At 43.2% G+C, this 23,635-nt stretch carries 17 protein-coding genes; 12 read left to right on the forward strand and 5 right to left on the reverse strand.

Annotation, left to right across the window (positions count from 1 at the left end):
* The first annotated feature begins 132 nt into the window (after positions 1–132).
* Together R8P61_34690 and R8P61_34695 are read left to right on the forward strand one after the other, a co-directional pair.
* Positions 133–1,689, forward strand: coding sequence for a sodium-dependent transporter (locus R8P61_34690; GenBank protein MDW3652276.1), 1,557 nt, complete (start codon positions 133–135; stop codon positions 1,687–1,689).
* A 29-nt stretch (positions 1,690–1,718) separates the two neighbouring features.
* A complete protein-coding gene (locus R8P61_34695) occupies positions 1,719–2,222 on the forward strand; it encodes a GNAT family N-acetyltransferase (protein ID MDW3652277.1) in 504 nt (167 codons plus the stop codon).
* Between the two features lie 91 nt (positions 2,223–2,313).
* Here the strand turns inward: R8P61_34695 and R8P61_34700 are convergent, their stop codons facing one another.
* Both R8P61_34700 and R8P61_34705 read right to left on the reverse strand, forming a co-directional pair.
* Positions 2,314–3,054: a LytTR family DNA-binding domain-containing protein gene (locus R8P61_34700; GenBank protein MDW3652278.1), complete on the reverse strand. Its 741-nt coding sequence runs from the start codon at positions 3,052–3,054 to the stop codon at positions 2,314–2,316.
* Positions 3,051–4,118, reverse strand: a complete 1,068-nt coding sequence (locus tag R8P61_34705; protein ID MDW3652279.1) for a histidine kinase — start codon at positions 4,116–4,118, stop codon at positions 3,051–3,053. The genes R8P61_34700 and R8P61_34705 overlap by 4 nt, the downstream gene beginning before the upstream one ends.
* Positions 4,119–4,320: 202 nt before the next feature.
* Between R8P61_34705 and R8P61_34710 the strand changes: the two genes are divergently transcribed.
* The 8 genes from R8P61_34710 to R8P61_34745 all read left to right on the forward strand — a co-directional run bounded on the left by R8P61_34710 (position 4,321) and on the right by R8P61_34745 (position 18,721).
* Entirely contained in the window at positions 4,321–6,774 is a 2,454-nt protein-coding gene (locus tag R8P61_34710; protein ID MDW3652280.1) for a TonB-dependent receptor, read from the forward strand.
* A gap of 177 nt (positions 6,775–6,951) precedes the next feature.
* Entirely contained in the window at positions 6,952–9,309 is a 2,358-nt protein-coding gene (locus R8P61_34715; GenBank protein ID MDW3652281.1) for a histidine kinase, read from the forward strand.
* A 3-nt stretch (positions 9,310–9,312) separates the two neighbouring features.
* Positions 9,313–9,990, forward strand: coding sequence for a response regulator transcription factor (locus tag R8P61_34720; GenBank protein ID MDW3652282.1), 678 nt, complete (start codon positions 9,313–9,315; stop codon positions 9,988–9,990).
* 137 nt (positions 9,991–10,127) lie between these two features.
* Entirely contained in the window at positions 10,128–11,708 is a 1,581-nt protein-coding gene (locus R8P61_34725; GenBank protein ID MDW3652283.1) for an amidase, read from the forward strand.
* A 49-nt stretch (positions 11,709–11,757) separates the two neighbouring features.
* Complete coding sequence (locus R8P61_34730; protein MDW3652284.1) at positions 11,758–12,831, forward strand: hypothetical protein; 1,074 nt, start codon at positions 11,758–11,760, stop codon at positions 12,829–12,831.
* Between the two features lie 404 nt (positions 12,832–13,235).
* On the forward strand, positions 13,236–15,335 hold the full coding sequence (locus R8P61_34735) for a SprB repeat-containing protein (GenBank protein MDW3652285.1): 2,100 nt from the start codon (positions 13,236–13,238) through the stop codon (positions 15,333–15,335).
* Positions 15,336–15,431: 96 nt separating this feature from the next.
* The gene (locus R8P61_34740) at positions 15,432–18,065 is read left to right on the forward strand and encodes a TonB-dependent receptor (GenBank protein MDW3652286.1); all 2,634 of its coding nucleotides are present in this window, start codon (positions 15,432–15,434) and stop codon (positions 18,063–18,065) included.
* Positions 18,066–18,172: 107 nt separating this feature from the next.
* Complete coding sequence (locus R8P61_34745) at positions 18,173–18,721, forward strand: tail fiber protein (protein ID MDW3652287.1); 549 nt, start codon at positions 18,173–18,175, stop codon at positions 18,719–18,721.
* Positions 18,722–18,725: 4 nt separating this feature from the next.
* Here R8P61_34745 and R8P61_34750 read toward each other — a convergent pair whose 3' ends face one another.
* The 3 genes from R8P61_34750 to R8P61_34760 all read right to left on the reverse strand — a co-directional run bounded on the left by R8P61_34750 (position 18,726) and on the right by R8P61_34760 (position 21,090).
* A complete protein-coding gene (locus tag R8P61_34750) occupies positions 18,726–19,328 on the reverse strand; it encodes a hypothetical protein (GenBank protein MDW3652288.1) in 603 nt (200 codons plus the stop codon).
* A gap of 152 nt (positions 19,329–19,480) precedes the next feature.
* A complete protein-coding gene (locus R8P61_34755) occupies positions 19,481–20,251 on the reverse strand; it encodes an SDR family oxidoreductase (GenBank protein ID MDW3652289.1) in 771 nt (256 codons plus the stop codon).
* 38 nt (positions 20,252–20,289) lie between these two features.
* Positions 20,290–21,090 carry a hypothetical protein gene (locus tag R8P61_34760; protein ID MDW3652290.1) on the reverse strand — a complete coding sequence of 267 codons (801 nt, stop codon included), beginning with the start codon at positions 21,088–21,090 and terminating at the stop codon, positions 20,290–20,292.
* Positions 21,091–21,259: 169 nt separating this feature from the next.
* Here R8P61_34760 and R8P61_34765 point away from each other — a divergent pair, with 169 nt between their 5' ends.
* Together R8P61_34765 and R8P61_34770 are read left to right on the forward strand one after the other, a co-directional pair.
* Complete coding sequence (locus R8P61_34765) at positions 21,260–22,711, forward strand: PcfJ domain-containing protein (protein MDW3652291.1); 1,452 nt, start codon at positions 21,260–21,262, stop codon at positions 22,709–22,711.
* Between the two features lie 357 nt (positions 22,712–23,068).
* Positions 23,069–23,623 carry an RNA polymerase sigma factor gene (locus R8P61_34770; protein MDW3652292.1) on the forward strand — a complete coding sequence of 185 codons (555 nt, stop codon included), beginning with the start codon at positions 23,069–23,071 and terminating at the stop codon, positions 23,621–23,623.
* Positions 23,624–23,635 lie beyond the last annotated feature (12 nt).

Genomic DNA, 23,635 nt, shown 5'->3' on the forward strand with positions numbered 1-23,635 from the left:
TATATGTCATCCCGGCCTTTGTCCAAGAGCCGGGATCTCTCGCAAACACATTTTGATCGCTAGAGATCCCGGATATCGAGGTGGATTCCGGGATGACAGTTTTTTAACTGACACTAACGCATACTACTACAGATGAAAAATAATACTCCCGTTTTTAGTTCCCGCTGGTCTATGATGCTGGCAATGTTGGGCATGGCCGTAGGAACTGGTAATATATGGCGCTTTCCCAGAATAGCAGCAAAAAATGGCGGGGGAGAGTTTCTCGTTGCCTGGATTTGTTTTCTGCTTCTCTGGTCGGTTCCCCTGATACTTCTTGAATTTGGGATGGGCCGGAAAACCCGCAGTGGTCCGATTAAAGCATTTCTCAACATCATGGGGCCTCGCTTTGCCTGGATGGGAGCCTTTATCGTCTTTGTTACAGCAGCTATCATGTTTTACTACTCGGTAGTGGCTGGCTGGACGGTTCGGTATACAGTGGCTGCGGTAATAGGCGAAATTCCGGGCGCAGTTCCGGGTGCCTTTTGGACCGACTTCACAACTTCCTTTATCCCTATCCTGACGCATGGATTTATGATCGGATTAGCGGTCTTTGTAGTCGCAAAGGGAGTAAAAGGAATCGAAAAGGTAACCAATATCCTGATGCCTACCTTGATAGGAATCATTATCCTACTGACCGTTCGAGCACTCTTCTTACCGGGAGCCAGCGAAGGTCTTTCTTACCTTTTTACGGTAGACTGGGCAGAGTTGGGGAAAGCCAGTATCTGGATAGAAGCCCTGACGCAAAATGCCTGGGATACAGGAGCTGGTTGGGGTCTGGTCCTTTGTTATGCGATTTATTTACGGGAGAAAGAAGACACGGCACTCAATGCCTTTATTCTTCCAACGGCCAACAATATCATATCTCTGCTTGCCGGTATTATGATCTTCAGTACGGTATTTTCAATCATGCCGGGTCTGGTTGAGCAAGGGCAGACAGATCCTACTGTTTTAGCCGGACTGGGAAGTTTGGAAGAAAGGGTAGCCAATGGCGAACAATATTCGACCGATTTGATGAAGGAAACGATTTTCTCTGAGGGCAATACCGGGATCACCTTTGTCTGGATGCCTCAGCTCTTCAAATATATGGGCTTTGGCAAATTCTTCATGATCCTTTTCTTCCTCGCACTGGCTTTTGCTGCTTTCTCAAGTTTGGTTTCGATGGTAGAAGTAGTGACCCGGACATTTGTGGATATGGGAGCTGAGCGAACGAAGGTAATCCGATGGATAGGAATCGTAGGCTTCCTGATGGGTGTTCCTTCGGCTTTGAGCATGAACATCTTCAATAACCAGGACTGGGTTTGGGGAGTGGCGCTGATGGTCGCAGGTTTATTCTTTACCCTATCCATCCGCAAATATGGAATCACGAAATTCAGAGAAGAACAAATCAATCATCCAGACTCCAACATTCGAGTTGGCAAATGGTGGGATATTGTGATTGGCTATATAGCTCCACTTGAGATGGTCCTGCTGCTAGGATGGTTCTTCTATGATTCCTATAAAGCCAATCCTGAAGGATGGCTGAGTCCCTATGATCCCGAGAACTTGTACAATGTTGGAGCTATTCTTTTCCAATTTGCTATCGTAATGGGGGGATTGCTCTTTGCGAATAAGTGGATTGTGAAAAAAATGAAAACCCAGGAAGAAACCTAAACCCAGGAATTCTAATTGCTTTTAGCGCTATGAAGCCAGGAGCTGATATTAATATACGTTCGGCTACAGAAGCCGATCTGGAAGCCGTATGGAGGCTCTGGAAGGTCATTATGGATCAAAAGATCTATTATCCCTATGATAATAGCTTTAGTCGAGCGGATATAGAGCAATTATGGATTCATATGGGAAATACGATTCGGGTAGCAGAACTCGAAAACAAGATCGTAGGTGCTTATATCCTCCATCCCAACCAACCCGGCTACGGCAAACATATTGTCAATGCGGCCTATATGGTGGACACGGGAATTCGAGGGAAAGGAATTGGCTCTTTACTTTGTGCCGATTCGATAGAAATCTCAAAAAAAGAAGGCTATCGAGGCATGCAATTCAATTTTGTAGTCAGCACCAATAAGGGAGCCATCAAAGTATGGAAGGATCATGGTTTTGAGATCATCGGGACGATACCCGGAGGCTTTTATCATGTTGAGCAGGGATATGTGGATGCACTGATATTTTTTAAATCTTTGATTTAAAAAAGTGCGCGGGTGTTCAGGTGTTTTCGTGTTTGTTTGAATACCTGCCTGAACACAAGAATACGAGAACACCCGAACACCCAAAGACTGTTTACAACAGTCTCTTCTTTATATCCTCCATATAGCTCCGACTTACGCGGACTACATCCTTGTTTTCCATGACGATGTCATAGGAAGAAGCATGCTTCTCGATTTCCCGGATATAATTTAAGTTGATGATGGAGGACCGATGGACACGGAGAAAGCTGGACTTGTCCAGTTTCTGTTCGAGCTGGCCCATACCATAGGTGCTGAGATATTTTTTCTCAGAAGTAATGAGCCAGGTGTAATCTTTTTCTGCCTGTAGCCAGATGATGTCTTTGCTATCTACAGCGTGCAGCTTATTTCCTGACTGAACAAAAATCTTTCCTGTAAAGCCGGGATCAACGGGGTCTTGACGGAGGTTCTCTGCCAGTCTTTGTAACTGATCCATCAGGGGATTCTCTTTATCCTGCAGTTTATTTACGGCTTTACTGAAACGTTCGCGGGTGTAGGGCTTGAGGAGATAATCAACCGCATTTACTTCGAAAGCTTCCAGGGCATATTTATCATAGGCGGTTGAGAAGATGATTTGGGGAACTTCCTGCAATTTTTCCAGAACCTGAAATCCGGTCATGCCGGGCATTTGGACATCCAGAAAAACCAGATCGGGTTTGAATTCGATAATAAGTTTGAGGGCATCAACTCCATTGTTACATTCCCCTACCACAAACAGATCCTCATAATCCTCCAGGTATTCATTTATCAATTGACGAGCGGGTGCCTCATCATCTACAATTATTACTTTCTTCATGCTTTAGCCAGTTCGGCGATATCTTGTTGTATAGGGAGTGAAAAACAAACGCGTGTTCCTCCGGATGGATTGTCTATAACATCCAGTTCTTCTCCATAAAGTTTTTGCAGAATCTTTCGGGTATTACCCAGCCCGAAGCCATCAGCGTTTTCTTTCGTTTGAGGAGCAAAACCGATCCCGTCATCTATGATGCATACCTGAATTTGCTCAGCGCGTCTTTGTATCCGAATGCTAACGGTACCCCCTTCTATTTTGGGTGCGATTCCATGTCGAATGGCATTTTCAACTAAAGGCTGCAAAAGCATAGGAGGAACCTGTACTCCCAGCAGGCTTTGATCCACCTCCCACTTGACCCTTAACCTTTCTTTATGTCGCGCCTCTTCCAGTTCCAGATAGGTTTGGATAAACTCAATCTCATTGGCCAGGGGAACAAAGTTTTTACGGGAGGCGACCAGTTGATAGCGGAAAAGGTCTGCCAGCTTGGCGATTAACTCGCGTGTATATTCTTCTTTGGGGGGTAGGGATGCATTGATGGTATTGAACACATTGTAAAGGAAATGGGGATTGAGTTGGGCTTTGAGAGCCGTCAATTCGCTTCTTGTCGCCATTTCCCGTAATTCGATAGCTCTTTTTGCTTGTCTGGCTGATCGGTTGATCTCATCATAGAGGTGAAAGCAGCCAAACTGAATCACATAAAACATAAAAGGATAGTAGACATCCCAGGCGATGTTATTCCCCTGCAAATGATAAAAGCCCAAACTTTCGCAGAGGAAGTAATAAGTCTTTATGAAGAGAAACACCCAAATCGGGACAAAGAGAATATGCCATAGATACCGCTTCCAGCGAATTTTCGTCTGAAAAAGTCTGAATACGAAATACCAGACCGGCAAAGAAAGAAGGCCCTTGGTCAAAAAGTCTAAGGCAGCTGTTTTAAAATAAATGTTGCTCTTAAAACCGGTTGAGGTATATAAGGTTAGTCCATAACTCAAGGCGAAAAATATATACAAGCAGACTACGGCTATAACTGCTTCACGCTTTATGGGAGGTTTCTCAATTCGATCCATGCCTATTGTTTTGATCCTAAATTAAGATAAGACTTTCTCCCGAACTCCCCTCAATCGATGAATGGCAATATAGTTCGACGAATGACAAAACAAGCCTTTATCGAGAAATCCTGCAGCTTATCTATTCCTGCGTGCCTATTAATAAAGCCTGCGATAGTTTTGGATCATCAAACAATGTAGACAAGAATCAACAATAAGAATTATGAATAAGATTATTACCGCTATCGTCAGCTTTCTATGTGCGGCAAATGTCTCGGCACAAAATGGAGCAAATATCAAAGGCAAAGTAGTAGGAATGGATGCCTCTCCTATAGCATATGCAACGGTCATCGCATATACAGCCCAGGATTCTTCTATTGCGAAAACAGCTTTTAGTGATGAGCAGGGAAATTTTCTACTGGCCCCTTTATCAGCAAATAAATACTGGATCAGTGTGGAGTTTAGTGAAATGGCGACCTTTCGCACAGGTATATTAGAGCTAGGAGAGGGGGAAAGCCTTAGACTGGAAGATATCTCTATGCAGGAGAAAGAGGTGGACATGGCGAAAGTAAACATCTATGCCCAAAAGCCTTTGATTGAAGTAAAACCGGATATGACGGTCTTTAATGTATCAGGTACCATCAATAGTATAGGAGAAAATGCTTTTGAATTATTGCGGAAAGCTCCCGGTGTGATAGTAAATAATTCTGACAATATCATCTTGATGGGCAAATCTGGTGTGAGCATTTATATAGATGGAAAACGTTCGCCTCTGTCGATTGCTGACCTGGCTATCATGCTGAAAGGTATGCAATCCAGCCAGATTGAATCCATTGAGATTATTACCAATCCCTCTGCACGCTATGATGCAGAAGGCAATGCAGGCATCATCAACATTCGCCTGAAAAAAGACAAAAGCCTGGGAACTCAGGGAAGTATTTCAGCGGGTTATGGGATCGGACGCTTTAGCAAATGGGATGGAGGCTTGAATTTCAACAGCCGCAATAAGGTCCTTAATGTATTTGGAAATTATAGCGGAAATCAGGCGATGGGATATAGCTATACCAACTTCTTCCGTAGGCAAAATGGATTTGAAGTGGATCAGCGCAATGATTTTTTTGACGATGGGAATAGTAATAATGTAAAGTTGGGGGCGGACTTCTTTATCGATAAAGAACATACGCTAGGAGTTATGTATTCCGGTTTCTTTTCGGATAAAGAAAATCGCAACATCAGTCTTACGCCTATATCCTTGGTCGCGAATAATGAGGTGCAGAGTATCCTGGATGCAAAGACTTTTGGAGAAAGTAATAATGGCAGTCAGACCTTTAACCTGAACTATGCCTATAAAAATAAAGCGGGCAATAGCTGGAACCTGGATGCAGACTACGGAAGATACAGACTGAGAAATGAGACCCTGCAGCCCAATCTATATTTGGATCCACAAACCAATGAGGTAGAAAGAGATGCTTCCTTCGCTACAGATGCGCCCAGAGATATAAATATCTATACCTTCAAAGCCGATCACCAACGCAAGCTTTTTGGAGGAACATTCTCTAGCGGTCTCAAATCCGCCTTTATCGAAACAAACAATACCTTCAATTTCTCTGACTTTCACAATGGAGAAGAAATCCTGAATCAGGATCGTAGCAATAATTTTGTCTACAAGGAAAATATCAATGCGCTTTATGCAAGTTTTCAGAAACGCATAGGTCAGAAATGGAACTGGAATCTGGGCCTTCGTGCTGAGCATACCCGTACCAATGGAGAATTGGTCAGTCTGCAGAATACCGAACTGGATAGTGTGAAGCGTTCCTACCTGAATCTATTTCCCAGCGGCGGACTTACTTTCTCACCCAATCGCAGCAATAGTTACAGCTTGAACTATAGTCGTCGCATAGATCGTCCTCGCTACCAGGACCTGAATCCTTTCCTGACTCAAATCGACCAGATCACCTTTTCTCAGGGTAATCCATTTTTGAGACCTCAGTTTAGCCATAGTGTCCAACTGAACTATACATATAAGTATCGTTATACAGCCAGTCTTTCCTATACCCTGACCAATGACTACTTCACCCGACTGACCGATATCCTCAGTGAAGATGCATCCTTTATCATCCTGGAAAATCTGGAAAGTCGCGAAGTACTCAGTGCCAATATCAGTGCTCCCATTGCGATCAACAAGCGTTGGAATACCTACACCAACTTTAATGTCAGCCGCACCCAGAATAGGGGAGACTTCAATGAAGCTGGAGAAACCGGCAAAGGCATTGATATCGCTCGTACTACTGCCAATCTTTATCAACAGCATACTTTTACCCTGACTGAAAATGTAAGCCTGGAAGTATCGGGCTTCTATTCCTCTCCTTCTATCTGGGGCGCCAATTACCTGACCCGCGAATTCTGGGGCGTAAATGGAGGAGCATTGTTTCGTATGTTCGACAAGAAGGCTACGCTCAAACTATCTGTAAATGACATCTTCTACAGCATGCAGTGGCAAGGAACCCAGGAATTCGGAGGCTTGTTCTATGATGCTTCCGGTGGATTCGAGAGCCGCCAGTTCCGGGCAAACTTTACTTTCAACTTTGGGAATGACAAGGTGAAAGCCAGCCGAAAGCGCAAAAGCGGGATGCAAGCCGAAAGCAAGCGTCTTCAGTCCGGCGGACAAGGGAATTAAAAGGGAAGTGTTCTTGTGTTCTTGTGTTCAAGTGTTCTAGAGGTATAAACAAGAATACCAGAACACGAGAACACCAGAATACGTTTTCCTCCATTTCATCCCAGCTCTCCCCATATTCGTCACATTTTATTTATCTTCTACTCAGGTTCCGGCATTTTGGGATCAAATTAATTTGCCATGACATATATCACACGACTTTTCCTATTATGCCTCTTCACATTCCCGATTACAGCCTTTGGTCAGCAAGAAGCTGAGAATGTGATTGATGAAATCGAAATCTCCGAATTTTCAGAACTGGAAGAAGCTGAACTTATTTTCGAATCTGAGCCGGAAGTTGAGGGAGAATTTCTTGAAGTTCCCATCGAAGGCTTCATTGCCAAGAAATTTAATTTCAACTTCAATTTTAGTTTCGGCAACAAAAGAGATGTTTTTGTTTACCTACACGATAATGACATCTACAGGCACTACGGCCATCATTATTCTTCTCAGTATAGTAATGAATTGAGTTTCACAGTTGATGGCGATGAGAATTTCACCCAGGAATTGCAAGAAGACCAGAACTGGTATGAGTTTTCCCTTCCTAAAAATGCGGGTGAGGATGTTATGCTTAGCCTGGGAGACGAAACCCATTTCATACAATTGCCAGAAGGGAATTCACCGATTTACATTTCTATTCTAAGTGAGCATCTTTTTCCTGCCGGAGTAGAAATCTGGACACGAGAAGATATCATCAATGGGATCAGGGATCGCAAGACTGAAATTCGTGGCAAGTTCCCCATTCAGCATCTGGAACAAAAAGATATACCCGAACATATTTACCTACATCTTCCCTTTACCACATGGGAAGGCTCTCAAGATGTGTACAAAACACCCCTTAAAGGTGATATCGACTGGATGACTGCCCGTTTTGAATTGGAGGTCAATCCTATATTCACCTCCATTGGCTTTATCCAATATGGAGACCTTTTTTATCCCATGCTGATTTCGCCACATGATTATTACAGACTTGAGTGGAAACAGGCGGAGCATGATCCTACATTGCTTGACCTTACCGATAGAGAAAGACAGCACTACCATGGTGTCCGTGCTCAGGACTTCTTAAGCCATCGATATGCTCACGGAATGAGCAAAGACGCTTACAAGCAACTGGTAAATGCTTTAATGGGTAATCGTGAGTCTCGCATGGATACCCTCATTGCCTGGTCTCGAGCTATTGTTCCTTTTTATGAAGAAAATCATTCCAATCCTGAGCGTTTCCTGACCCATATCAATTCCATCGGTCAAAGGTCCTGGAAAGATCTCTTTGACAGAGCCTATGATGAGCGTCAGGACATACGACGCAGAAATGGATATGATGAAGTGAAAGAATACTCTGCGGTACTACTAGTTGGATTTCTACTAAGTCTCATACTTTTCGGTGTTGGTGTTTACCTCAGGCAGACAGGTTCCAAATTCTTCAATACCAAAACCCTTGAAAAAATCGAGTGGACCTTCCATGCCTTCTTCTGGTCCTTCCTGATGATTGAGATTATGCCGAGAACACATTCAGGATATGTAGAACTTCCGGGCATAGCCATGTGGATTATATTCATAGGTTCTATCGTTCTATTTACGGTGAACTGGCGCATACTGGCCAGCCGATTTTTACTCAAGAGAAGATGGGGAAAATATTTGCTCTCAGTTGGAGGACTCGGTTTGATCTATATTGCTTTGAACATTACTCAGGCACTCAATCCTTTCCTCCGAAATACTTTTGCCCTGGTTGACGGTTCCTGGTACGTAACGGATTATCCTTTCGAATGGCATCCTTCTCCTAGCTTTGAAGATCTCGGAATGGCCTTTGTCATCATGATGCTGATTGCACCCTTATATGCCATACTCAGACACATCGTTCTCAATGGTATTCCTCGTTTGCGTGCGCAGAAAGAAGCACTGAATGCCGAACTGAACACCCTGAAGACTCAGATTAGCCCTCACTTTTTCTTCAACAGCCTTAATACGGTCTATGGATTTGCCTTGACGGAGGAAAGTCCACGTACTGCGGAGGCTATCACGAAGCTCAGCGACCTGATGCGCTTTGCCATCTATCACGGAGATAAGAAACAGATTCCTCTGGAAACGGAATTGGAATACCTCTCAGACTACATTGACATGCAACGTCTGCGCATCAATCCGATCAAGCATGACCTGCAATATCGGGTAGATGGAGAAGCCAATGATTTGCAAATTGCTCCTTTAATGCTCATTACCCTGATTGAAAATGCCTTTAAGCACGGGATCAGTATGAGCCAGGAGTCCTATATACATATCGACCTCTTTATTCTGGATAAAGGCCTCATTCTTACGGTAGAAAATTCGGTTCATCCCAAGGACCTGGTAGCCGTAGGTGGAAATGCCGTGATCAAGGAAAGTGGGGTTGGTCTGGTCAATACAAGAGAAAGACTGAATCTTCTCTATTCCGGTAAACACGAATGGCGGATTGAGGAAGATGAAGATCGATATTTTACACAATTAAGTTTGGATTTAGCTGAGTGATCTATGCATGTAATTGCCATTGACGATGAGCCGCAAGCGCTGGAAGTGATCCGCGTGCTTACAAAGAAGGTTCCATTTCTAAATTTGCAGGAGTGCTTTACAGACGCTTTGGCTGCAATGGCGTACATACAAAAGAATCCGGTTGATCTGGTATTTCTGGATATCAAAATGCCAGACATCTCGGGCCTGGATTGGGTGCGGGGCTTGAGCAAGCCCCCACTCATCATTTTTACTACTGCTTTCTCTGAATATGCGGTTGAAAGCTATGAACTGGAAGGAGTAGTTGATTATCTGGTCAAACCTATTCCTTTCAATCGCTTTCTAAAAGCGGCCAACAGAGCCGCTCAACTCAAACAACAACAGAGCCCGGAATTTACCTTTGTCAAAAGCGGCCACCAATACATTCGCATTGATTTCGAATCTTTGAGTCATGTTCAGGGAGCCGCCAATTATGTAGACTTCTTTACCGAGCAGGGAAAAGTTACTGTTCGGATGAAGATCACGGAGGCGAAAGAACTATTGCCGGATGCTTTCGTTCAAATCCATCGATCCTTTCTGGTTAATCTTAGCCACATAAAGAAGGTTGAGCATAATCAGGTTTTGGTAGGAGAGGAGCGGATATCCATCGGACCCGCCTATAGAGATGCCTTTTGGCAGCGGGTTGGGGAGTGGGGTAAATAAAGCGGAGATTTCAATTAATTAGGAAAATCTTCCTAATTTCCCCAATGCGCCTGCGAACTCTACTATTCTACTGCTCTCTATGCTCTGTTTTACTTTCCTGCAAATCCACTGGAAAAGCACTTTTCTCAAAAAAAGATGTGCAAAAAAGCCAGGCCATAATTGGGCTGGACTTTGAGGAAACCTATCTGGATACCCTTTATCCTTATCTCCTTCGGAATCGTGAGGGCTATGATAGCATGCGCTCCTATTCTCTGAAACATCAACGCATCCCAAGTCTGCAATTCAACCCTCATCCCATCGCTTTTGAGATGCCGGAAGGGGAAGCAGGTGGGAGTGATTTTGGCTTGTATACCTCTGCAGAGATACCCCTAAACAGAGAAAGCATTGTATTTTATACCCTCCCTCAACTTCATGCCCTGATCCGAGAAAAAAAGATCAGCTCTGTGGAGTTAACTCAGTTGTATCTAAAGCGACTCAAGGAGCACGACAAAAGCCTCTTCTGTGTAATAAGTTTGACGGAGGATTTAGCCCTTCGACAAGCAAGAAGAGCCGACAGTTTATTGGCGGCAGGAATTTTACTTGGCCCCTTGCATGGAATCCCTTACGGCCTCAAAGACTTGGTTTCTGTTGAAGGGTATCCTACTACCTGGGGAGCAGCACCATATCAGAATCAGCAAATAGAAGAAACAGCCACAGTCGCAAGGCGTCTGGAAGAAGCTGGAGCAGTCCTTGTGGCAAAACTTGTCTCTGGAGCTTTGGCTAGAGGGGATGTATGGTTTGGAGGAAAGACGCGCAATCCCTGGGATCCTGAACAAGGTGCCAGTGGTTCTTCTGCAGGTTCGGGTTCAGCCACTTCAGCAGGATTGGTGGGCTTCTCTATAGGTACGGAAACTCTGGGCTCAATTACCGGTCCAAGTACTCGCAATGGAATCAGTGGTTTGAGGCCAACGTATGGGAGAGTGAGTAGAAATGGAGTCATGAGTCTTTCCTGGTCTATGGATAAAGTAGGCCCTATGTGTCGTTCTGCCATAGGTTGTGCTATGGTATTTGATGCAATTGAAGGCAAGGATCCTTTAGATCAAACGGCTGTTGATGGCCCCTATCGTTTTGATCACCAATCAAAGCCGGAAACCTATAAAATTGGTTATTTAAAGAAACTGGTAGATCAGGACACGACCGAGAGTGGAGATAATCTACGTGCAGCTTTGGCCATCTTGAAAGAGAAGGGGATAGAACCCATTCCAATAGAGTTACCGGAAGGATTTCCCTATCAGGTATTTGATATCATTCTGAGAGCTGAAGCTGGAGCTTTTTTCGATGACTTGGTCAGAAGCGGAGAGGTAGATCAAATGGTTCAACAAAACCAAAGATCGCGGGCCAATAGTTTAAGACAATCTCGCTTCATACCTGCAGTGGAGTATTTGCAGGCAAATCGCTATAGAGGCGAGCTTATAGAAGCTGTGCATGAGATCATGAAAGAGCTGGATATCCTGATCAGCCCTACTTTCGGAGGGAGACAACTCATGATTACCAATTTGACCGGTCATCCCGTTGTTTGTGTCCCAACAGGACTAGATAGTGAGGACCATCCCACAAGCATCAGTTTTCTGGGAAATTTGTATGAGGAAGATAAAATTCTTGAATTTGCTCACTTCTTTCAACAAATAAGCAGTTTCCACCTCAAATACCCTCCCCTTTATTTTCCCAATAATCAGTAATCCGAAATTAGGAAATTTAGTATCTTCATTTGGCTCAAAGACTTTACCTATGAAATGGATCTTACTATTTTATACTACATTTCTGTTTTTCATACAGGGTAGCTCTGATATTTCTTCTTTGGACAAAAAGGAACCCCAATTGTTTCAGGAAGAAGGCATTATTGAGTTGCGTATTATGGGAGATATCAAGATGCTCATGAAAGATCGGGAAGAAGAATCTTCCTATCATCAAATGAAGCTCTTTTATCGGGAAGAAGGACAGGCTTCTATGGCCCATGATTTTAAAATAAAAACACGGGGCAATTTCAGAAGGAAGCGTGGCAATTGTAAATATCCTCCGCTACGCCTGAATTTTCCGAAAAAGATGATACCGGAAGGTTCTATTTTTCAGGGACAGGATAAATTGAAGCTGGTTATGCCTTGTAAAGGGGACAACTATGTCGCAAGAGAATATGTGGCATACAAACTATACAATCAGATTAGTCCGCTAAGTTTTAAGGCGCGTCTGGTGAAACTCACCTTTGAAGACATCAAAAAAAATAAGTCTAGCAATGAAATTCTCGCCTTTTTAATCGAAGATGAGGATCTGATGGCAAAAAGAAATGGAGCTAAGATTGAGGAGGATAGAACATTCAAACCCCAGCAGCTGGATCCCAAAGAATTTTTGCGGATGAGTATTTTCCAGTATATGATAGGGAATACGGACTGGTCCATTCAATTCAACCATAATATCAAAATACTGGAGAAAGAGGGATACGAGAAGCCTATAGCAGTAGCCTACGATTTTGATCACTCTGGTGTCGTAAGTGCCACCTATGCACATCCAGCGGAGGCACTGCAGATGAGTTCTGTACAGGAAAGAAGATACAGAGGATACTGCATCGACATGGACGATCCGATTTTGCGAGAGGTGATTCAGGAATTTCTGGATGCTAAGGAAGGAGTGATGAATGTCATAGAAGAAGCGGAGATTTTAGGCCCGAAGGATAAAAAATTTCTCCGAAGATATATCGCTGAATTCTACAAAAACCTTCTGGACAATAAGAAAAGAGTAGAGGACTTTAAATACCCCTGCAATCCCAATGGAACGGGCAATATAGTTATCAGAGGCTTGAATAATTAAAAGATTCTCAGAACTGCATGATAGTTTCTATAAAAAATCGCGTGCAAAGAATAGGGATAAGATGATTGGAGGACATCTAAGGATAAATCCGCTAAATTTCATCACTTCATTGAAAGAAAGCTGCTAAAGCTGTAATTTGAATATGTTGATCCCCCGCTCTTTGTATGAAACCTATTTTTTTTGATAGGATTAGAGCTGTACACGTATTTTCCGCATCCACGATACTTTATCCTGCTGGGTTCCTTGAGAATCCACTCATTTCTAATTTCCAATACCAAACATTCGCAGTGTTTTCTTTGATGAGAACCTGGATCAACGAAGCAATTATTGACCAAATTATTGCAGACTTTTGAGTCTGTAGGGTATTGGCGGGTTGGGCTAATGTTAAAACATGTGTTTGCGCTATGAAACAGATCTGTACCCTTATTTTTGTTTTATGCCTTTGCTTACCAGTGATGGGTCAAAGAAGTATATTCTCTGACTCTACCCAACTGGCTTTTTATCACGGCAACTATTACGGGAATTGGCGACAAGGCCAAATCCGGGGTCGCCATACCTTTATGCGGGATACCAGCAAATTTGATCCCTATACCGAGCAGGAGGTCAAGATTGTTCCTTTTGGTAAACGACGGGTTTTGAGGTTGGGAAATAAGCAGGTTGGTGCCCAGGCCGATCGAGTGACCTACACCTTTCGGGTAACTCCCAAAAGCTCTCTTTTCGTCTACCAGTATGCCATTATCCTACAGGATCCCAAGCATGATGAGGTCGAACAACCCTATTTTGAAATTACCATTACCGATTCTCTGGGAAATATTCTCGATCCTAAATGCGGCTATTATAAAGTGATCGCCGGGGAGGAAGCCGAACGGAAAGGCTTTAAGAAAGGTCCCGATAAGGCGATGTATAAAGACTGGACCACGGAGGCCATAAATCTGACTCCTTATATAGGAAAGAAGATCAAGGTTCAGTTTACGGTATTTGATTGTGAAAAGACCGGGCATTTTGGCTATGCCTATATGGATGCTTATTACAGTGCCCTTGAGGTAAAGATCAAATATTGTCGGGGGGATGATTTTGCGACCTTGATCGCACCGGAGGGCTTTGCCAGGTATCAATGGTCAACCGGTATTACCGCTTCTCAAAAAATCATAGTGCCCAGTGATCAAATCGATAAAGAGTTTTCCTGTACCATCACGTCCGTTACGGGTTGCGAATTGACGATGAAAACGAGTATCGTTCCTCAAAAACTTTGGGTAGAAGGTACTCCCCTCATAGATCCTGTATCCTGCAATGGAGAAAATGATGGGCGGGTGGAAATGAAAGTAAAAAACGGCTTTGGGCCCTATAAATTTTTCTGGAATGATGGTGGGCGAAAGGAAATAAGGGAAGACTTGATAGAGGGAGATTATGAGGTGATAATTGAAGATGCAGTTACCTGCAAGGATACGGTTTCCTTTTCTGTGCCGGGTCCTAAAAAAGTAGCAGTCCGACCGGTAGTAAAAGACAATATATGTTTTGGCGAAAGAAAAGGCTCAATAGAACTCCATATTTCAAATGGCTATCGATACAATATTCGCTGGGATTCCCTCGAGTCCCAGTATGCCCATTATAATTTGCCCGCTGGAGTCTATCGGTATCAGATCGAAGGCAATGGGGCTTGTGCTTCTGATAGCATTGTGGTAAAGGAACCGGATGAATTGACCCTCAAAGGCATTGTAACTTCCGATTATGACGGTTATTCTGTGAGTTGTCAGGGGAAAAGGGATGGATCGGTGAAATGGGAACTCTCCGGGGGAACCGGACCTTATCTGGCTACTTACCTATGGTCTGAAGATACCCTGAGTTTGAAAAGCGACCGTAATGCCTTTGTGACAGATAGATTGAATTCGGGAGAATATGCAGTAGAACTTAAGGATATCAATCAATGCCTGGCCCATGACACCGTTCAATTGACTATGCCGGATACCATAGCGATTCATGCAAGTATCTCGGATTTTGAAGGCTATCCAATTCGTTGTTTTGGAGATAGTAGTGGTGCGATCAGTGTTCAATTGTCTGATGGTTCCAGAGGGGCAGGGAGTTATACCTTCAGCTGGAAGAATAGCAAGGGCTTTTATAGTGAGTCCCGAAACCTCACCAATATTCCAGCCGGCCGGTACCAAATAGAAGTAAAAAATGATAATGGATGTACAAGTAAGCAGACCATTGTTCTAAGGAATCCTCCCAAGATTCGAATCGTCCGAAAAAAACGGGTTTCCCTCGGCTTTATGCAGAGAGACAAGTTTGAAGTGAAAGGAGGTACTGCTCCCTATTCTGTTTATATGGATGATCAGGAAGTGGATGAATTGACAGTTTGGGGGAAAGGAAAAGATAAACATCTGCTTTCTGCGACAGATATAAATGGCTGTAGTTGTGAGCGGAATATCAGCTTCATGAAGACCCGCAAACCGAAGCCTATAAAGTCGATCAAAATATGTCCTAACCCACTCATTAGATTAAGGTGATGTTTTGGGATATTAAACGGATTAATTTATAAATAGAAAATTTCTATTAAATTGCACGGTTAGTTAAAACTTTACTAACCTATCTAGCAACTATTTATGAAAAATTTATTCACTCTGCTGTTGTCAATGACGCTGACTTTATCGTCATGGGCACAGCATTCTATCAGCGGAACCATAACAGATTCTGATGGTGATGCTTTACAGGGCGTGAGTATTGTTGAAAAAGGAACCACAAGAGGTGTCCTTTCCGATGCTCAGGGGAATTACAAATTAAGTGTATCGGCTTCTGATGCAATTATCGTAATCAGCTATGCAGGCTTTGAAGAACAGGAAATTGCGGTTGCGGGCCGTAGTACGATCGATGCTTCTTTGGCAGATTTGATCACCCTAAATGTCCAGATCGTAGGATCTCGTTCTTACAAAAGATCTTCGACGGATACGCCAACTGCGGTTGATGTGATCGATGTCCAGGAAGTAACATTACGCAATGGTAATGCAGAGCTTAACAAAATCCTGCAATATCTTGCCCCTTCCTTCAATGCCCAAAAGCAGTCAGGATCGGATGGTGCAGAACACATTGACCCGGCTTCTTTAAGAGGATTGGGACCAGACCAGACCCTGGTTTTGATAAATGGTAAAAGAAGGCATCAATCTTCATTGATCAACATCTTTGGAACCCGTGGTAGAGGAAATACCGGAACGGATATGAACGCCATTCCTGCTTCGGCTATCGAGCGAATTGAGATTTTGAGAGATGGTGCTGCTGCCCAGTATGGCTCTGATGCCATTGCCGGTGTAATCAATATCGTTTTGAGAAGTGAAACCAATAAGCTGACCGGTTCGGTTACAGCAGGTGGTTTCAATCCTATTGCTCCTGATGAATTTGGTTTGTATGATGCAAATACCCCCAATACCTCCGGAAACTTTCTGGATTTGGATGGTAGCGGAACTACAACCCGAAGTGATGATCCAACCCTGGATGGACTCACCACCAAGATTGCAGCGAATTATGGATTTGACATTGGTAAGAAAGGCGGATTTGCCAATATCACTACTGAATTTATCAATAAGGAAAAGACCTTGAGACCAGGTGCGACTTTCCGTAGAGGAATGGGCGAAGCTGAAATTTCCGGTTTCTCTGGATTTATCAACTCTGTGATCCCCGTTGGAGATAATACTGAGTTTTATCTCTTTGGAGGGAGAAACTATCGAGATACAGATGCTTTTGCTTTTACCAGAAACGCAGGAGACGATCGTGCCGTTCCTTCCATTTATCCTAATGGGTTTACTCCCCGTATTACCTCTATCATTACGGATAATTCTCTATCTGCCGGTTTCAGGAAATCCCTGGCTGGAGGATGGAATGCAGATTTCAACAATACCATTGGAACCAATGTTTTCCACTACTTTATCAAAGGCACCAATAATGCAACTTTAGGAGACCGTTCTCCTACAGATTTTGATGCAGGTGGTCATACCCTTACTCAGAATACTACCAGCCTTGATTTCTCCAAGTACTACGAGCAAGGTGAAGGTAAAGGAATGAACATTGCCTTTGGTCTGGAGTATCGTACAGACAACTTCACAATCTTTGCAGGTGAGCCCGGTTCATATGCGGCTTATGACGTAAATGGATTGATCATTACGCAACCAGATCAGGTATCTACTGGTTTGGCGGCAGGTTCTCAGGGATTTCCTGGTTATAGCCCTGCCAATGAAGTAGATCGCAACCGTTCGAACTTCGCCATCTATGGAGATGCGGAATTTGACCTTTCTCGCCAATTCCTGTTAAATACTGCCTTGAGATTTGAAAACTATACCGACTTCGGTAGTACCCTGAACTGGAAAGTAGCTTCCAGATTTCTGGCCAGTGATGACTTGACGATCAGAGCAGCAGTAAGTACAGGTTTCCGTGCGCCTTCCTTGGCTCAGATTTATTATAATCTAAGGTTCACCTCTTTTGTAAATGGTGTATTGACAGAGTCTTTGCTCTCTGCTAACAATAGCCCGGTTACTGCCGGTTTTGGTATCCAGCCTTTGAAGCAGGAAGAGTCATTTAATGCCAGCGTTGGATTTGCGTACGGGAAAGGGCCTTTTACTCTGACAGTAGACGGTTACTATATTGACATTACCGACAGGATTGTGATCACAGGTAACTTTGATGCCAGCTTCCTTAATCAGGGAGTAGAAACGGCTCAGTTCTTCGCAAATGCTGCTGATACTCGTTCTCTGGGACTGGATGTCGTTTTGTCTTATCGTACCGATCTTGACAATGGACATAGATTCCTTGCATCTCTTGCAGGTAACCTCAATGATCTGGAAGTGACCGGTATCAAGAATGGTAATCTGGAGGTGGAAACTTTCTTCGGAGGAAGAGAGGTGTCTTTGCTCGAGGATGCTGCGCCTTCCAGCAAATTTGCCCTGAACCTTAACTACATTACAGATAACTTCAACATCAATCTGGGGGCAACCAACTTCGGAAAAGTAAGTTATTTCTCCTTTGATAATGTTACGCCTGTAGAATATGATGCCAAGACAGTATTCGATTTGACAGGTACAGTATATTTCTCTGGAAATGTAAACTTTACGCTTGGATTGAATAATATTTTCAATACCTATCCGACCCAGCAAATAGCCAGTGATAATACCGATAGTGGGGGTTATTTTGATGCGGTTCAGATGGGCTTTGGAGGTTCTTACTATTTCGCCCGTTTGGGATTCAATTTCTAAAGGGAGTACCAAAAGAAAACAAAAAAAGGCCCTGCAATTGCAGGGCCTTTTTTTATCCGCTTTGTGTAGAGATAAAGCGAAAATAAATCCTTAACTTTTAGAGAAAAATGAACACACTCACACTTACTATTTCCCCCAAAAAAACCCTTCTATTATTATTAGGCGTTCTTGCGTTTGTTTTACTCATCTTTAGCGGATTTGATGAAGCAGAAAAATCAGAGCTTCCTGAACCTCAGGTGATGGAAGGATATATAGGCGAAGTCAAAATGTTTGCGGGCAATTTTGCTCCTAGGGGATGGGCTCTTTGTCAGGGACAATTGTTAGCCATATCTTCTAATAGTGCGTTGTTTTCTATCCTGGGAACTACCTATGGAGGGGATGGCCGTACAACTTTTGCCTTACCTGATTTGCGCGGAAGAACTGCGGTAGGTACTGGAGCGGGACCCGGTCTGTCCGATAGAAATCTGGGAACCAAATTCGGATCAGAAAACCTGAGCCTACCTCTTAATGGAATCTCGAAGAAATTGAGTATGGAAATAAGTCGTTCTACTGCTGCATACAATGTCCTTCAGGGAAGCCCGGTAAGCAGTATGTCTCCGGCTTTAGGGATGAATTATATTATTTGCCTGACAGGGATCTATCCATCCAGAAACTAGCCGTTTACATGTAAACACTGGTTTTGTACATGAAGATCAGGCTGAAGCCTACATAGTCTTCTATCCAACCTGCTTTTTTGTTAAGGGTGGCATAGTACTGCGCGTCTATAACTATGGATATTCTATCGGTATCCACCAGGTTCGCACCTACTCTGGGTGAAAAAAATACATTTAATCCACTAAAGTTCTCTGTTCTTCTTCCCCAAATATCTCTACTATCCACCTCATATTTGATATAATTAGTTCCCACATAGGCCCCCACAAAAAAACTGATAGGCCGAGTCTTGATTTTAAAATCAGCTCCGGCAAATACGGGTACGGTAGTATAATTGGAATAAGACACATCTCCCTTTACGCCATTAGGCGTTTCGGTATTGAATACTTCTTGTCTGGGCTGAAATTTGGTCCATCCAAATCCAAAGTTCCAGGCAAGATCTTCATCCGATACATCGGGAGTAAAAAAGAGCTTAAACCCTTGACTTGCTCCGTAGAATTCGGAGTTGCGATTCATCGGAACCACATAGGATCCTCCAAGGCCAATGCCCATTTGGGAGAAAAGAGGTGCAATGGATAAGCAAAGCCCGAGGAGAATCAGGGATCTTTTCATGTCGAAGTTTTCATCTTTAGGTTAGCTCAAGACAGTGGTCCGTCCTTATTATATGTGTGCAGGAGCACAACCACCTAACATAGAACAGCATAATTAGTAAATACGCTGCCTAAGCACGCGAATTTTGTAGAAAAAAAACGGCTTATGGTAGATCAGTGGGGTGGGGGACTATAGGAAGTCCATCCTCCATCTACTATCAGGCTTTGGCCGGTAATGTGATGAGCCTGGGGAGAAAGGAGGAATAAAGCTGCATGTGCGATGTCTTCAGTTGTTGCAGCTTTTCCTTTGGGAGTGATCTTTTCCCATTCGGTCATATAATCTCCTTCCAATTGCATAGTTCTTTCTGTGATAGTAGCACCGGGTGAAATTGCATTGACAGTTATGCCGAATTTCCCCAATTCCACTCCCAGGCTTTTTGCCAACATACGGATCGCTGCTTTTGACATACCATATGCTGTCAGGTCCGGGTGTGCCTGATGACCGGTAACTGATGACATAAGAAGGATTCTGCCCTCGCTTTTTTGAGCGATCATTTGCCTGGCAGCTGCCTGAGCCAGGAAAAAAGTTCCCTTAAGGTTTACTTTGACGAGTCTATCAAATTCTTTGGGATCGTATTCGAGAAAAGAGCCAAAAGTAGTGATACCTGCATTGGCAATGGCCAGGTCAACAGAGCCAAATTGAGACTTGGCAGCTTCTATCATGATCTCAATGCTCTCCAGTTCAGAAGAATCTGCTGCGATAGGAATACATCGACCTCCTGCCTGCTGGATTTTTTTAGCGGCCTGATTAGCGAGTTTTCCATCCACATCATTGAGAATAATAGATGCTCCTTCTTTGGCCAGGGAACGGGCTATTTCAAATCCAATACCTATACCGGCTCCAGTGATGATGGCTGTTTGTCCTGTGAATCTTTTTTCCTGCATAGGATTGAAAATACAGGAATCGGATCGGATTTGAAAAACTAGTTCCTTTTGGTGAGGGAAATATCATATTGGAGAATTAAAGAATAGCTGATAGGTAAAACCTTGCTTTCAATTCGATACAATTCATTCTCGGGAATAAGGTCCGGACGAATATTGGGGCTTTCAACTGCATATAGCTGAAATTCCTGATCTACCACACTTTGCAGGCCATAATTTATCCCGAAACCAAAGCCTATATCCTGTTTCCTGTAAAGCTGTCCTTTCCACAAAGCCCTAATGCCCAGATCTACTCTTATGCCATTGGGTCTTCTTAAGCTGCTTCGCAAATATCCATCTGAAATAAATCTCCGATACCCCCTGCTCCCCCCCGAAAGCACAGAAAACTCGGGGCCAATGGAAAGCTCCAGTCGATTATCCTGACTTCCCCAGAAAATATTCCTGGAGAACATGATGGGGAAAGATAAATAGTTATAATATCGAAAAGACAAACTCCGTATAAAGTCATCCTCTGCTAAAGCCTGCAGGTATTCTTGTCGGTTATAAGTATAACCCAGGGAAATCCCCCAGCTTTCCTTGAAAGAGGAATCTTTGGTACGCTTCCAAACGATAGAGAAGGCAAGCTCAGCTTTAAATGACCTACCCAATTCTCTGGATAGAAAGACAAATCCCGGGGCTTCGTCAAAATTTTGAATTTCTACGGTAGGAGGACTAAATCTCAATTCATTGATACCTGCATGTACACCGGCTCTCAGTCGGATGTCGTATTTCTTATCTCCTTGTGCATTGAGGAATGGGGATGAAAATAGTAGGACTAGCAGAACTATAGGGATGTTTTTCATGGGTTGTTGAGATGAAATTGTAGAATGAAAAATAGAAACTTTCTGCTTGATAAACTATGCCTAAATTTTCCACTCCTGAGATGAATGACTAAAATTTTTCTGGAAAAAAGAGATTCCCTTTACTTAGCCATCTAGCCTACGAGTTCCTACAGCACAAAAGAAAACACAAATGCAAAGGTATCACAACTATCAGCACAGGCAGAAGATGAAGGCTCCGAGGAGGCCTGTAGATCCCAAGGTAAATAGTTGGGTGCAAAAGCATCTACGCTTAATGGGGTTTGCAAGTCATGAAGCCTATTTGAAATGGTGCAAGCAATATAAGTTTCGCTACAGCATGGATAAGTCTCAAATGGAATGTTGGAAAGAAAGAACCTTCCTTCGTTCCCTAAAGGCAAACCAGGCCCTGAAAAAAACGAGAAAACCTAAAAATCTTCCCCTTCAAATTTTACGTCTGAGTAATGAGGAAATAGTCTTGGGTGAAAGAGATTCCGAAGTTCTCCATAAACTCGCCAAAGAGTTGAGAAAAGGAAAAACGGGCATGGATCATATCCGAAATCGTTTCCTTTACCATGTGGCAAAAGAATCTAATCTTTTAGAAGAAGTTGAATTTGTCGAAATCGTTTCCTCTCTGGTAAAATACAAGAGCTATTGGATACGCGATTTTACATCCTGGAAAGCAAAAAGCTACAATCGCGAAAAACAATTCTATTCCCTAATTCATCATTTGTTTGCTCAATATGAGGTGCCGGCCTTTATCACTAGGGGCTATATGTCCGGAGATAAAATGGCTCAGAATCTCTTTATTCATATCGGATTGGGTTTCAGTGTGCGAAAATTCACGGGCTTCAAATTGCAGATGTCGAAAAGAGTTGCACACCATTTTATGCAGGCGCCAGAGGATTGCACAATCAAGGAAGCCATCTTATGGGGCCAGACGATCGCGATGGGTGGGAGTCCAACACTGGCACAGGCTGTAAGGGCTAGTTTGAGAGAGATTTCAGCTCAGCAACAAGTTTTCTGGCATAGTGTGATTCAATTCTTTATAGATAATCCCTCTTTAAAGAGTAGTCAGTTTGGACCCGTGGTTGATTATATACGTACGCTAAAATACGAACGAGAGCGTGTCATCCGTCCTGGTGGAAAGGTGAAAATGAAGGATCCGGAGAAACCCAACTTTTCGATGAAGGGCAGAAATCCCAAAACCCTATTGGATTTGGTAGAGAAATGGCATCAAAAGCTGGCCCGAAAATCAAGTATTAGTCAACTTAGCTGGAATTCTGTGGGGCAAAAAGAAGGCTACTATATCGAAGGCCAGGCACAAAACCGGAATTTGAAAATCTGGAAAATCATTGAGCTGCTAAATGGGAAAGAATTGGCTGCAGAAGGGCGAGCACTCAATCATTGTGTAGCATCTTATGCGCAAAAGTGCATGAGAGGCAAATGTTCTATCTGGTCCATGTATTGTAATGGGGAAAGAGTGCTAACCATAGAGGTGCTTTCTTCAACTAACTACATCATACAGATCAGAGGAAAAAGAAATCGAGCAGCCCAGCCCAGAGAATTACGAATAGTGAGACGCTGGGCGGCTGAAAATGATATTAACATCGCTAAATATGCCTAACCCTACGCAGCTTTTGGTCGTAAGAAAAATCAATCCCCTTTCTTTTGGGAATAAAATGAAATTTAAAAAGAGAATAATCTCTTTGGCACATCTACTAGATATAACCACTAATATCAAACGTATGTCATTAAGTAAATCTAAATATCATCTTTCATGGAATCCTTCCAGCAGTCATCAATTGATGGAGTTAGAAGCCGTCAATTTTCATTAGCTGAGCCGGAAAGAAATATTTTTAGATTGCTATAAGTAGGTGCTGCCTGTCAGTCCCATCTTTATTTCGCTTTTAAAAATTTTCTGCTAAAGAATTTTCAATACTGAAAGTTCAGCATAACCCGGCTCAGCCAAAGGGATATGTTTATGAACAGCAGAAAATCTACGCAAGCAGACAAACTGCTTTGGACTTCCTTTTTAGCAGGGGATGAAAAAGCATTGTCCGACATTGTAAACAAGTACCATTCAAAGCTGGTCTGCGTTTTACTTCGCTATACCTGCAATGAAACTGAACTTGAAGACCTGATCTCAGAGATTTTTATCTGGTTGATGGAAAGTCAAACCAGGCTTAAGGATCTTGAGGTTAGAAACCTCTCTGCCTTTCTCATTGAGATTGGTAAGAAGATGTATTTTTCCAAAAGCAAAAAAGCTCGACGTCGTCAGGAAATCCTGGCTCAATATGTTAAGCCCTATGTCGAGAAAAGCGTGAGTCCCTATGGGTTGGATGCTGCCTATGTCGCAGATATTCAACAAATGATCCAGGGGGTTTCGCATCCGGCCCGTCGTCGTATCCTGCAACTTCTGAGTGAAGGTTATGATGCGCAGGAAATTTCTGAAGCTTTTGGCAAAACTCCCAAGTGGGCTCACCAGAATATTTACCTTGCCAGAAGGGAGTTGAAAAGCATCATGGGAATGGTATAAAAATTACAGGCA

The sequence above is a fragment of the Bacteroidia bacterium genome (assembly GCA_033391075.1).
In the GTDB taxonomy this organism is placed as follows: Bacteria; Bacteroidota; Bacteroidia; order J057; family J057; genus JAWPMV01.

Coding starts and splice junctions, on each gene's coding strand:
- R8P61_34695 (MDW3652277.1), top strand. CDS start 1,719: ATGAAGCCAGGAGCTGATATTAATATACGTTCGGCTACAGAAGCCGAT.
- R8P61_34710 (MDW3652280.1), top strand. CDS start 4,321: ATGAATAAGATTATTACCGCTATCGTCAGCTTTCTATGTGCGGCAAAT.
- R8P61_34705 (MDW3652279.1), bottom strand. CDS start 4,118: ATGGATCGAATTGAGAAACCTCCCATAAAGCGTGAAGCAGTTATAGCC.
- R8P61_34770 (MDW3652292.1), top strand. CDS start 23,069: ATGAACAGCAGAAAATCTACGCAAGCAGACAAACTGCTTTGGACTTCC.
- R8P61_34740 (MDW3652286.1), top strand. CDS start 15,432: ATGAAAAATTTATTCACTCTGCTGTTGTCAATGACGCTGACTTTATCG.
- R8P61_34760 (MDW3652290.1), bottom strand. CDS start 21,090: ATGAAAAACATCCCTATAGTTCTGCTAGTCCTACTATTTTCATCCCCA.
- R8P61_34720 (MDW3652282.1), top strand. CDS start 9,313: ATGCATGTAATTGCCATTGACGATGAGCCGCAAGCGCTGGAAGTGATC.
- R8P61_34715 (MDW3652281.1), top strand. CDS start 6,952: ATGACATATATCACACGACTTTTCCTATTATGCCTCTTCACATTCCCG.
- R8P61_34690 (MDW3652276.1), top strand. CDS start 133: ATGAAAAATAATACTCCCGTTTTTAGTTCCCGCTGGTCTATGATGCTG.
- R8P61_34765 (MDW3652291.1), top strand. CDS start 21,260: ATGCAAAGGTATCACAACTATCAGCACAGGCAGAAGATGAAGGCTCCG.
- R8P61_34750 (MDW3652288.1), bottom strand. CDS start 19,328: ATGAAAAGATCCCTGATTCTCCTCGGGCTTTGCTTATCCATTGCACCT.
- R8P61_34745 (MDW3652287.1), top strand. CDS start 18,173: ATGAACACACTCACACTTACTATTTCCCCCAAAAAAACCCTTCTATTA.
- R8P61_34755 (MDW3652289.1), bottom strand. CDS start 20,251: ATGCAGGAAAAAAGATTCACAGGACAAACAGCCATCATCACTGGAGCC.
- R8P61_34730 (MDW3652284.1), top strand. CDS start 11,758: ATGAAATGGATCTTACTATTTTATACTACATTTCTGTTTTTCATACAG.
- R8P61_34735 (MDW3652285.1), top strand. CDS start 13,236: ATGAAACAGATCTGTACCCTTATTTTTGTTTTATGCCTTTGCTTACCA.
- R8P61_34700 (MDW3652278.1), bottom strand. CDS start 3,054: ATGAAGAAAGTAATAATTGTAGATGATGAGGCACCCGCTCGTCAATTG.